The organism is Hydrogenophaga sp. BPS33, from assembly GCF_009859475.1.
GTDB lineage: Bacteria > Pseudomonadota > Gammaproteobacteria > Burkholderiales > Burkholderiaceae_C > Hydrogenophaga.
In genome coordinates this window covers 2,906,735-2,917,671 of record NZ_CP044549.1, presented here as the reverse complement: position 1 = coordinate 2,917,671, position 10,937 = coordinate 2,906,735, and the positions used below count along the sequence as shown (strand labels likewise).

The 10,937-nt window shown below is 67.0% G+C and carries 10 protein-coding genes; 8 read left to right on the top strand and 2 right to left on the bottom strand.

Annotated elements, in window-relative coordinates; genetic code table 11:
• Positions 1-152: 152 nt before the first annotated feature.
• The 4 genes from F9K07_RS13580 to F9K07_RS13565 all read left to right on the top strand — a co-directional run bounded on the left by F9K07_RS13580 (position 153) and on the right by F9K07_RS13565 (position 3,847).
• Positions 153-713 (top strand): bactofilin family protein, encoded by a 561-nt coding sequence (locus tag F9K07_RS13580; protein ID WP_159593914.1) that lies wholly within the window; start codon positions 153-155, stop codon positions 711-713.
• Positions 714-790: 77 nt separating this feature from the next.
• Positions 791-2,461, top strand: a complete 1,671-nt coding sequence (locus F9K07_RS13575) for an ExeA family protein (protein ID WP_159593912.1) — start codon at positions 791-793, stop codon at positions 2,459-2,461.
• 14 nt (positions 2,462-2,475) lie between these two features.
• Positions 2,476-3,213 (top strand): general secretion pathway protein GspB, encoded by a 738-nt coding sequence (locus F9K07_RS13570; RefSeq protein WP_159593910.1) that lies wholly within the window; start codon positions 2,476-2,478, stop codon positions 3,211-3,213.
• A gap of 1 nt (position 3,214) precedes the next feature.
• The gene (locus tag F9K07_RS13565) at positions 3,215-3,847 is read left to right on the top strand and encodes an ABC transporter ATP-binding protein (RefSeq protein WP_159593908.1); all 633 of its coding nucleotides are present in this window, start codon (positions 3,215-3,217) and stop codon (positions 3,845-3,847) included.
• Between the two features lie 37 nt (positions 3,848-3,884).
• Here the strand turns inward: F9K07_RS13565 and F9K07_RS13560 are convergent, their stop codons facing one another.
• The gene (locus tag F9K07_RS13560; RefSeq protein ID WP_159593906.1) at positions 3,885-5,048 is read right to left on the bottom strand and encodes an acyl-CoA dehydrogenase family protein; all 1,164 of its coding nucleotides are present in this window, start codon (positions 5,046-5,048) and stop codon (positions 3,885-3,887) included.
• 104 nt (positions 5,049-5,152) lie between these two features.
• On the opposite strand from F9K07_RS13560, the gene F9K07_RS13555 reads away from it, so the two are divergent.
• From F9K07_RS13555 to fabG, 3 genes are read left to right on the top strand one after another with little or no spacing between them, the layout of a single operon-like run.
• Complete coding sequence (locus tag F9K07_RS13555; RefSeq protein WP_159593904.1) at positions 5,153-6,358, top strand: acetyl-CoA C-acetyltransferase; 1,206 nt, start codon at positions 5,153-5,155, stop codon at positions 6,356-6,358.
• 45 nt (positions 6,359-6,403) lie between these two features.
• Positions 6,404-8,557 carry a 3-hydroxyacyl-CoA dehydrogenase NAD-binding domain-containing protein gene (locus tag F9K07_RS13550; protein ID WP_159593902.1) on the top strand — a complete coding sequence of 718 codons (2,154 nt, stop codon included), beginning with the start codon at positions 6,404-6,406 and terminating at the stop codon, positions 8,555-8,557.
• A 4-nt stretch (positions 8,558-8,561) separates the two neighbouring features.
• Positions 8,562-9,305, top strand: a complete 744-nt coding sequence (fabG, locus tag F9K07_RS13545) for a 3-oxoacyl-ACP reductase FabG (RefSeq protein WP_159593900.1) — start codon at positions 8,562-8,564, stop codon at positions 9,303-9,305.
• Positions 9,306-9,324: 19 nt separating this feature from the next.
• Here the strand turns inward: fabG and F9K07_RS13540 are convergent, their stop codons facing one another.
• Positions 9,325-10,143 (bottom strand): hypothetical protein, encoded by an 819-nt coding sequence (locus F9K07_RS13540; protein ID WP_159593898.1) that lies wholly within the window; start codon positions 10,141-10,143, stop codon positions 9,325-9,327.
• A 148-nt stretch (positions 10,144-10,291) separates the two neighbouring features.
• Here F9K07_RS13540 and F9K07_RS13535 point away from each other — a divergent pair, with 148 nt between their 5' ends.
• Positions 10,292-10,921, top strand: coding sequence for a hypothetical protein (locus F9K07_RS13535; RefSeq protein WP_159593896.1), 630 nt, complete (start codon positions 10,292-10,294; stop codon positions 10,919-10,921).
• Positions 10,922-10,937 lie beyond the last annotated feature (16 nt).

Sequence of the window (10,937 nt, the reverse complement as noted above, 5' to 3'; positions counted from 1 at the left end):
CGCAAGCCAGTGCATGCGACACCTGCAAGACACAGCGGGCAGCACGCGCCCGCCCCGATCGCGGTTCATCTCGTTACCCCTCTTACGGAACCCACCGGAATGTAAGAGGCACGGCCTTTAGCATGGCCGCTTCATTCATAGAAGGAGCTGGCATGGCACTGCACTTTGGCAAACGAGACGATCAACCCAAAACCCTGAACAGCGGCATGGCCACGCCACGTTATGGTCAGTCCACTGGCAGCGCACAGCCGGCCAGCCCCACACCCACCGCCTCCGCGCCCGAGGTCGAAACGGCCAGGCCCGTGACCAGCAGCGCCCCTACCAGCTCGACGCCCGAAGGCGGCAGCAAGCTCACCGTCGGCCCCAACATCAAGCTCAAGGGCGTCGAGATCACCGATTGCGACACGCTCGTGGTGGAAGGTCTGGTCGAAGCGACGATGGACTCGCGCGTCATCCAGATCGCACAACAAGGCGAATTCAAAGGCTCCGCCGAAATCGACATCGCCGAAATCCATGGCGTGTTCGACGGCAACCTCACCGTGCGCCAGAAGCTGGTGATCTACGCCACCGGCAAGGTCACGGGCAAGATCCACTACGGCAAGGTCGTGATCGAGGAAGGCGGCCAGCTCTCGGGCGACATCCAGTGCTCGGAATCGTCCACTGCCAAATACCCCGCCTCCGGCTCGCAACGCAACATGGCATTGGCGGCCTGATCGGGCCACGCCACCGCTCTGCCTGAGCGGGCCGGGCGCCGTTGTGCGCGCCCGGCGGCCCCGTTATGCTCCGGGGCATGTACGCCGAATTCTTCGGGTTGAAGCAAGACCCGTTCTCCATCGCGCCCGATCCGCGCTACCTCTTCATGAGCGAGCGCCACCGCGAGGCGCTGGCGCATCTGCTGTATGGCATTCAGGGTGGTGGCGGCTTCGTGCTGCTCAGTGGCGAGATCGGCGCCGGCAAAACCACCATCTGCCGCTGTTTCCTCGAACAGATTCCAGCGCAGTGCCGCGTCGCCTACATCTTCAACCCGAAGCTCACCGTCAGCGATCTGCTCAAGACCATCTGCCGCGAGTTCCACGTGGACGTGCGGCACGAAGGCATCGGCCCGGCCACGATCAAGGACTACCTCGATCCGCTCAACGAGTACCTGCTGCAAAGCCACGCCAGAGGCGAGCACAACGTGCTCATCATCGACGAGGCGCAGAACCTCACCATCCACGTGCTGGAACAGCTGCGCCTGCTCACCAACCTGGAGACGAACGAGCGCAAGCTGCTGCAGATCATCCTGATCGGCCAGCCGGAACTGCGCGAAGCCCTGGCCCGGCCCGAACTCGAACAACTGGCCCAGCGCGTGATCGCGCGCTTTCACCTGAGCGCCCTCAACGAGGCCGAGACCCAGCAGTACATCCACCACCGCATGCAGGTCGCCGGCCTGCGCGGTCCGCTGCCGTTTTCCGGCGCCGCCCTCAAACGCATCCACGAGATCACGCGCGGCGTGCCGCGCCGCGTGAATCTGCTCTGCGGCCGCGCGCTGCTCGGCGCCTACGCCACGAACCAGCCGCGCGTGGAACGCGCGGTGGTGGACAAGGCCGCGCGCGAGGTGTTCGAAACCGATGCACCGGCCGCCAAGGCACAGCGCCGAGCCCCGGCACGCGCCGCCACTTCGTCGAGCGCGATCGGCCTGTTGGGCGCAGGCCTGTTGATGGGCGTGCTGGCCACAGGCGGCCTGTTCTGGCTCTGGAGCCATGGCGCCCAGCCCATCGAGGCCTCGGCGACGCCCGAGGTGGCGCAGCCTGCGGCCGCCAGCCCGGCAGTGCCGCCGGCCACACCCACGGCCGCCCCGCCGCCCCGCCCCGAGCCACGCCCAGGTCCACCGGACGCTTCGGCCCTGCTCAAGACCGAGAACGAAGCCTGGCGTGAGCTAGGCCACCTCTGGGGCCAGGCGCTGGCCTCGGACGACCCCTGCACCGCGGCCCAGGCAGCCCAGCTGCAGTGCTACCGCACCGACCGCATGTCGCTCAACGGCCTGCGCCAGCTCGACCGCCCGGGCATCCTCACCCTGCGATCGGGAGATCAGCGCCAGGGCCTGGTCTTGCTCACCGCGCTCAGCGGCGAGCAGGCCACCCTGCAGATCGGCGAGCAACGCTGGCGCCTGCCGCTTTCCGAACTCAACGACCTTTGGCAAGGCGACTTCGCCACCCTGTGGCGCACGCCACCCGGCCAGACCGAACGCCTGGTGGATGGCCGCAGCGGACCCGCCGCCGACTGGCTCGGCGAGCGCATCGCCAGCCTGCAGTCCGCCGGCAAGGTGCCGCCTTCGGAGAGCCAGCTCACCGCCCGCATCCAGTCGTTCCAGCGCACCCATGGCATCTCGGCGGCTGGCATCGCGGGCCCCATCACCTTCATGCAGGTGAACCTCGCCAGTGGCGTGGACGAACCCCGGCTGTCCAACACCGGCCTCTGACCCGGAACCGCCCGATGTCCTACATCCTCGACGCCCTTCAACGCGCAGACGCCGAACGCGAACGCGGCGCAGTGCCCGGCCTGCACAGCCAGGTCGTGCCGCCGGTCCAGCGCAAGACCACCCGCGCAGCGCGCCACCGCCCGACCCTCCTGGCCCTCGCCATCCTCGGGCTGCTGATGGTCGCGGTCGCGCTCTGGTGGTGGAACCGCACACACGACGCACCCGTGGCCCCGCCTGCGCCCGTGGCGGCACCGTCTCCGCCCCCCTCCCCTGAGCCTGTTCTGGCCGAGGCCACCCCGACTCCTGCGCCAGCCCCCGCGCCGCCATCAGCGGCCGCTGCCGCGCCGGTGCGGCCCATCCTGAACCCACCGCGCCCGGAGCCCCCCAAGGCGCGTGCGCCGAGGGCCGCAGCGACCTCACCTTCGGTCACTGCCGCCGCTCCCAAGACCGCTCCAGCCGCCCCCGCCGTCGCGCCAACGCCAGCCCCACCGGCCGCCAGCGCCGCCAGCGCCGCCAGCGCCGCCACGGTGCGCAGTTTCGCCGAACTCACCCCCGAAGCCCGGGCGCAACTGCCGCAGGTCAACGTCAGCGGCTCCACCTATTCCAAGAACCCCGCGCTGCGCATGCTGATCGTCAATGGCAAGGTGATGCAGGAGGGGCAGGACATTTCGCCCGGCTTCAAGCTGGAGAGCATCGGGCAGCGCAGCGCGGTGCTCAACCACCAGGGCCTGCGCTACTCGATCGGATATTGAGATGAACGCCGATACCGAAGATCCCGTCCTGCACGTCAAGGGCCTGCGCTTTGGCTGGCCCGATGCGCCACCACTTTTCGACGGCCTGAACCTGGACTTGCCACCGGGCGTGAGCCTGGTGCAGGGCGACGATGGCAGCGGCAAGAGCACGCTGCTGCGCCTGATTGCCGGCGCACAGGCCGCCGATGCGGGCACGCTGGCCATCCACGGCATTGCGCTGGACCGCCAGCACGACGCCTACCGCCACCAGGTGTTCTGGATCGACCCGCAGACCGAGGCCCACGACGCGCTCGCGGCCAAGGGCTACCTGGACAGCCTGAGCCACCACTACCCCAGCTTCGATGCCGAGGCCATGGCCGAGCTGGTGGAAGGTTTCGGCCTCGGCCCGCACCTGGCCAAGCCCATGTACATGCTCTCCACCGGCAGCCGCCGCAAGGTCTGGCTCACGGCGGCCTTCGCGGCGGGCACGCCGCTCACGCTGATCGACCAGCCCTTCGCAGCGCTCGACGCGCCTTCGCTGCGCTTTCTGCACGGGCTGCTCCAGGAGGCCTCTGAACACCCCAGCCGCGCCTGGCTGCTGGCCGACCATGAGGCGCCCGAAGGACTTGCTCTGAAGACGACGGTCTCGATCTGACCCACCCGCCATGGGTCGCGCACGACCGCGCAGACCGCTACCGCCCGCCCAGCCCCATCCCCCGCGAAATGACCTCTTTCATGATCTCGTTCGTGCCGCCGTAGATGCGCTGCACCCGCGCGTCGGCGTACGCCCGGGCGATCGGGTATTCCCACATGTAGCCGTAGCCGCCGTGCAGTTGCAGGCACTCGTCCATCACCTTGCACTGCAGGTCGGAGCACCAGTACTTGGCCATGCTCGCGGTGGCGGTGTCGAGCTTCTCTTCGACGATCAGCTCGCAACATTTGTCGACGAACACACGCGCCACCTGCACCTCGGTCTGCAGCTCGGCCAGCGTGTAGCGCGTGTTCTGGAACTGCGCCACCGTCTGCCCGAACACCTTGCGGTCCTTCGTGTATTGCACGGTCCCATCGATCGCGGCCTGCGCGCTGGCCACCGCGCCGATCGCGATCTGCAGCCGCTCCCAGGGCAGTTGCTCCATCAGGCAGATGAAGCCCCGCCCTTCCATCGCCGGACCGCCGAGCAGGTTCTCGGCCGGCACGCTCACGTTGTCGAAGAAGAGTTCCGACGTGTCCTGCGCCTTCATGCCGAGCTTCTTCAGGCGCTTGCCTTTCTCGAAGCCGGGCATGCCACGTTCGACCAGCAGCAGGCTGGTGCCCTTGGCCCCTGCGCCCGGGTCGGTCTTGGCGACGACGATCACCAGGTCGGCGTGCCAGCCGTTGGTGATGAAGGTCTTGCTGCCGTTGAGCAGGTAGCTGCCATCGGCCTGTTTCAAGGCGGTGGACTTCACGCCCTGCAGGTCGCTGCCGGCCGCCGGCTCGCTCATGGCGATGGCACCCACCATCTCACCGCTGGCGAGCCTGGGCAGGTAGCGCCGTTTCTGCGCCTCGGTGCCGTAGTGAAGAATGTAGGGCGCCACGATCTCGCTGTGCAGGCCGAAACCGATGCCGCTGAAGCCGCCGCGCGCGATCTCCTCCATCTGCACCACCGCGTAGAGCTTGTCGGCATCCGCGCCGCCGTAGACCTCGGGTAGCGTCATGCACAGAAAGCCGTTCTCGCCAGCCTTGTGCCACACCGCTCGGTCCACATAGCCCTGCTCTTCCCAGGCTTCGTGGTAGGGCGCGATTTCCTTGTCCACGAACTTGCGAAAACTGTCGCGGAAGGCTTCGTGGTCGGCGTTGAAGAGGCTGCGTTCGATCATGGCGGTGTCACCTTTCAGACGTGGAAGAACGGAATTTGACCAAGCAGTTGCTTGGCAAAAGTCTATACTGCCCTGCGCTATCCGCATCCCCCCAGGAGACCCCCATGAGCGAAGCATTCGTGTTCGATGCCGTGCGCACGCCGCGCGGCAAGGGAAAGAAAGACGGCAGCCTGCACGAAGTCAAGCCGGTCGACTTGCTCGCCGGTGTGCTCCAGCAGCTGCAGCAGCGCCACGGCTTTGACACCGGCGCGGTGGACGACGTGGTGATGGGCGTGGTCTCGCCCATCGGCGAGCAAGGCTCGGTGATCGCCAAGGTGGCCGCGCTCAAAGCCGGTTGGGACTGGCGCTGCGCGGGCGTGCAGCTCAACCGTTTCTGCGCTTCCGGCCTGGAAGCGGTGAACATGGCGGCGATGAAGGTGCGCAGCGGTTGGGAGGAACTGGTGGTGGCCGGTGGCGTGGAGAGCATGAGCCGCGTGCCGATCGGCTCGGACGGCGGTGCCTGGGCGCAGGACCCGCAAACCAACAGCGAGACCTTGTTCGTGCCCCAGGGCATCGGCGCGGATCTCATCGCCACGCTCGAAGGCTTCACGCGCGAAGACGTCGATGCCTTCGCGCTCACCTCGCAGCAGCGCGCCGCGGCCGCGCGCGCGGCGGGCCACTTCCGGCATTCGGTGGTGCCGGTCACGGACTTCCTGGGCCAGACCCTTCTGGACGAGGACGAATTCATCAAGCCCCAGACGACGATGGCCGGCCTGGCGGCCTTGAAGCCTTCGTTCGAGCAGCTCGGCGCCATGGGCTTCGACGCGGTGGCGCTGCAGCGCTACCCGCAGGTCGAGCGCATCCACCACGTGCACCATGCCGGCAATGCCTCGGGCATCGTCGATGGCGCGGCCGCCGTGCTGATCGGCAGCGAGGCCGCCGGCAAAACCCATGGCCTCTCGCCGCGCGCGCGCATCGTGTCGGTGGCGCTCTCGGGCGCGGACCCGACCATCATGCTCACCGGCCCGATGCCGGCCACGCGCAAAGCGCTGGAGAAGGCTGGCTTGTCCATCGACGACATCGACCTGTTCGAGGTGAACGAAGCCTTCGCGGCCGTACCGATGAAGTTCATGAAGGAAATGGGCGTGCCGCATGAGAAGGTCAACGTGAACGGTGGCGCGATCGCCATGGGCCATCCGCTGGGCGCAACCGGCGCGATGATCCTGGGCACCCTGATCGACGAGCTGCACCGCCGGCAGTTGCGCTATGGCCTGGCCACGTTGTGCGTGGGCGGTGGCATGGGCATCGCCACGGTCATCGAAAGGGTCTGACGACCCATCCCCGCGCCGCGCCTTCGGCGCCTTGGAAGCGAAACCATGAAAACCATCCGCTACGAACTCGCCGACGGCATCGCCACCATCACCTTCGATGAAGCCGGCTCCCAGGTCAACACCATGTGCGCCGACTGGCAGGCCGACCTCACCGCGGTCACTGCGCAGGTCATGCGCGACTGCACCGACATCAAGGGCATCGTGCTGGCCTCGGCCAAGAGCACCTTCTTCGCCGGCGCCGACCTCAAGGGCACGATGCGCCTGCAACCCGGCGACGCGCAGCGCGTGTTCGCCGAGATCGAACAGACCAAGAAGAACTTCCGCACGCTGGAGACGCTCGGCGTTCCGGTGGTGAGCTGCATCAACGGCGCGGCGCTGGGCGGCGGCTGGGAGGTGGCGCTGGTGGGCCACCACCGCATCGCGCTCGACAACCCCAAGATCCAGCTCGGCCTGCCCGAGATCACGCTGGGGCTCATTCCCGGCGCTACCGGCATCACCAAGATGACGCGCCTGCTCGGGCTGATGGGCGCGCAACCCTACATCCTGGAGGGCCAGCTGTTCAACCCGCGCGAGGCCTTGGCGCTGGGCCTGGTGCACGAACTGGTCGTGCCCGATGACGACGTGGCGCTGGCGCTGCGCACCGCCGCGTTGGCATGGATCGCGGCGCACCCGCAGTCGCGCCAACCCTGGGACGAGAAGGACTACAAGATGCCTGGCGGCACGCCCGCCAACCCGAAGATCGCGTCCATGCTCAGCGTGGCACCCGCGATGCTCAAACAGAAGACGCGCGGCCTGTATCCCGCACCCGAAGCGGCGCTGGCCGCCATGGTGGAAGGCGCGCTGGTCGACTACGACACCGCGCTGCGCATCGAGAGCCGCTACCTCGCCAAACTCATCGTGAGCCCGGTGGCGAAGAACATGATCAATGCGTTCTTCTTCGACCTGAACGCCATCAAGAGCGGCCGCTCGCGCCCGCAGAAGGTACAGCGCACCTTGCCCCGCAAAGTGGGCATCCTGGGCGCGGGCATGATGGGCGCGGGCATAGCCTATGCGCAAGCCAGCCGGGACATTCAAACCGTGTTGGAAGACGTGAGCCTGGAGAACGCCGAGCGCGGCAAGTCCTACAGCTACAAGCTCACGCAGGCCCGGGTGGACAAGGGCCAGATGAGCCCTTACGACCAGCGCGCGCTGCTCGACCGCATCCTGCCCACCGACCACCTCGGCGACCTCAAGGGCTGCGACCTGATCATCGAGGCGGTGTTCGAGAGCCGCGAGTTGAAGGCGGCGGTGACCAAGGAGGCCGAGCCCCTGCTGGCGCCCGGTGGCTTCTTCGCCAGCAACACGTCGACCCTCCCGATCTCGGGGCTGGCGCAGGCCAGCGCGCGGCCCAAGCGCTTCATCGGCATCCACTTCTTCAGCCCGGTGGACAAGATGAAGCTGGTGGAGATCATCCGCGGCAAGGAGACCGACGACGAGACCGTGGCGCGCGCCTACGACTATGTGCTGGCCCTGGGCAAGCTGCCCATCGTGGTCAACGACGCGCGCGGTTTCTACACCAGCCGCACCTTCGGCACCTATGTGATGGAAGGTGCAACCCTGCTCAGCGAAGGCGTTCCCGCGCCGGTGATCGAGAACGCGGCCCTGCAGATCGGCATGCCGGTGGGCCCGCTCGCGGTGCTGGACGAAACCGCGCTCTCGCTCGCGGTGCACGTGCTGGAGCAGACCCGCGCCGACCTGGCAAAGGAAGGCCGCCGTTACACCGCCTCGCCCGGCGAGCTGCTGGTCGAGCGCATGGTCAAGGAATTCAAGCGCCCCGGGCGCACCGGCGGTGGCGGCTTCTACGACTACCCCGCCGGCCAGAAAAAGCACTTGTGGCCCGAATTGAAAACGCGCTTCGAGAAACCCACCCTGGCCTGGGACCTGCAGGACATCAAGGACCGCCTGCTGTGGCGCCCCTCGGTGGAAACCGCGCGCTGCCTGGCCGAGGGCGTGCTCACCAGCGCGCACGACGGCAACATCGGCTCGGTCTTCGGCATCGGCTTCCCGGCCTGGACCGGGGGCGCGCTGCAGTTCATCTACGGCATGGGCATCGCCGCGTTCGAGAAACGCTGCGCCGAGCTCGCCAAGCGCTACGGCACAGGCTTCGAACTCAACGACGCCACCAAGAGCGCCATCCGCCAACACCAACCCACCTATTGACCTCATGAAACGACTCGAAGGAAAAGTCAGCCTCATCACGGGCGCCGCGCAAGGCATCGGCCTGGCCACCGCGCTCAAGTTCGCGCGGGAAGGCGCGATCGTCGTCGTCTGCGACGTCAAGCAAGCGGCCGTTGACAGCGCCGTGGAGCAGTGCGAGGCGCTGGGCGCTACCGCCGTCGGCTTCGTGATGGACGTGACCCAGCGGGGCATGGTCGATGCGGTGGTCGCCCAGGTCAAGGAACGCTTCGGCCGCATCGACGTGCTGGTGAACAACGCCGGCATCACGCAGGACGCACGGCTGCAGAAGATGACACCCGAGCAATTCGACCGCGTGATCGACGTCAACCTGCGCGGTGTGTTCCATTGCGCGCAGGCCGTGGCCGACACCATGACCGCGCAAGGCAGCGGCGTGATCCTCAACGCCTCCTCCGTGGTCGGCATCTACGGCAACTTCGGCCAGACCAACTACGCCGCGAGCAAGTTCGGCGTGATCGGCTTTACCAAGACCTGGAGCCGCGAACTCGGGCCCAAGGGCGTGCGCGTGAACGCGGTGGCACCGGGCTTCATCGCCACGCCCATCCTCGACACCATTCCCGCCAAGGTCATTGCCGAGATGGAGCACCGCGTGCCGCTGCACCGCCTGGGCCGCCCCGAGGAAATCGCCAACGTGTACGCGTTCCTCGCGAGCGACGAGGCCAGCTACATCAACGGCGCGGTGATCGAGGTGTCGGGCGGGATGTCGGTGTAGGCGGGTTGCAGGCCCTCGCTCAATTCAACTCGTCCAGCCGCGCCATGACGCTTTGCCAGACGTGGTTCAGCGAAGCGATTTCGAGTGCGCTGCGTCCGTCGTTCTTGGACTGGACCAGCAATCTGCCCAGCATCTGCGCCATGACGTCCAGTTGCTCCCGCGTCACGGACGGAAGCACCGGGTCCACCGCGGGCGTGGACAGGAAATGGGCGTAGACGTTGACGCAGTGCCCAACCAGCTCGTTGTCGCTCAGGCGCAGCTTTCTCGACCATTTGGGTTGCACCATGCGCATGGCTTGCTGCAATGTCGTCAGCGAGTCCTCTCGCATCCGATCCGCCATCGCCAGTTGGGAACGGAAGTCCTCGAAGGCAGGCCTTGCGCAGTACCTGGCGAGCGTCTCGCACTTTTCCAGCATCATGCGCGGGCTGGCATAGGTTTGATGAGCGAGCGCCTGTGCGGTCATGCCCCCCAACTTCTCCACGATGCTCCGGGCGGCTTCTTTGAGGCTTGCTTCATCGGCCGTCTCGTTCATCTGGCGCAGCGCCACGCAAAGCTCTCTCACCTCGTCAGGAACGCTTTTTTTCAGAGATTCAGAGCCAGACATCACGGCGTTGCTCGCCTTCATGCACAGATGGAGCTCATCGCACCATTGCGCATAGGCCAACAAGTTGTCGTGCTCGCCGTACGCATCCGTATACCGGGTCGCCACCGCCGTCATGTCACCGCTGAGCTTTTCGGGATCGGGCATCGGCAGGTGGTCTTCCCAGGGCACATGATCGGGAAGAACCAGGCAGACCGCATAGAGGACGTCCATGTTTCCCGCTTGCAACGCCGTCAACAGCTTGTCTCGTTGCTTGGCCAGCGCTTGAAACTCGTGAAATCGATCGGGATTCTTGCGCCCCAGCTCAGGGGTGTTATAGAGGTTGCCGCTGGGCGTTCGACTGGGGCTGTTGTTGGCGCTAGAGCTCCCACTGAACCTTCGGCTTGTGGTGCCGCTGGAACGCCGGCCGAAGTGCGTGCCGGAATGCGTCTCGGCTTCCGAGCCGGTGCTGCTGTCGGCGTCGGTGCCGATCGCCGTGGCCGCTGCGGTGGTCGCTGCGGTGGTCGTGGTGGTCGTCGTGAAGTCGGTGGTGCTCGTCGTGGTGGTCGTGGTCGCGAACCGTACGCTGGGGGCGGTGCTCGTCGATGTGGTGAGAGGGACTGGTCCCATGTGCCTGGGCGGAGCGTCGTCCACCGCCCCGTCGGAACGAGGGGTGCTCGCGCCATGGCGCTCCCTCGGCGTCAAGCCGCCACTGATGCGGATGAAGCTGCTGTTCTCGCCCGAAGGGCGGGGAGAGACCATGCTCATGCCGCGCGCGAACCTTCCGGAAGATGTGACCGCTGCGACGGGGCTGGCGTTGCCTGTGCCCGGGTTGGGAGAGCTCCCTCCCGAGGAACTCACCGCGGACGCATCGGTCGATAAGCGCCGCGACGGCGATCTCGCCCCCGGAGGCGAGACTGGCAAGGAAGGCAAGGGCGGCAAGTCTGATGCGGAAGGCAGGTCGGTCGAACCCGGCGAGGGGAGCCGGGGCGGGGTACCGCTGGTGGTCATGAAAGTCCTCCTGTGGTTGTGCTGACACGGGTGCGACGCGC

What these genes read in the sequence shown, in the direction of transcription:
- F9K07_RS13580 (WP_159593914.1), top strand. Translation starts at nt 153, where the DNA reads ATGGCACTGCACTTTGGCAAACGAGACGATCAACCCAAAACCCTGAAC.
- F9K07_RS13575 (WP_159593912.1), top strand. Translation starts at nt 791, where the DNA reads ATGTACGCCGAATTCTTCGGGTTGAAGCAAGACCCGTTCTCCATCGCG.
- F9K07_RS13570 (WP_159593910.1), top strand. Translation starts at nt 2,476, where the DNA reads ATGTCCTACATCCTCGACGCCCTTCAACGCGCAGACGCCGAACGCGAA.
- F9K07_RS13565 (WP_159593908.1), top strand. Translation starts at nt 3,215, where the DNA reads ATGAACGCCGATACCGAAGATCCCGTCCTGCACGTCAAGGGCCTGCGC.
- F9K07_RS13560 (WP_159593906.1), bottom strand. Translation starts at nt 5,048, where the DNA reads ATGATCGAACGCAGCCTCTTCAACGCCGACCACGAAGCCTTCCGCGAC.
- F9K07_RS13555 (WP_159593904.1), top strand. Translation starts at nt 5,153, where the DNA reads ATGAGCGAAGCATTCGTGTTCGATGCCGTGCGCACGCCGCGCGGCAAG.
- F9K07_RS13550 (WP_159593902.1), top strand. Translation starts at nt 6,404, where the DNA reads ATGAAAACCATCCGCTACGAACTCGCCGACGGCATCGCCACCATCACC.
- fabG (WP_159593900.1), top strand. Translation starts at nt 8,562, where the DNA reads ATGAAACGACTCGAAGGAAAAGTCAGCCTCATCACGGGCGCCGCGCAA.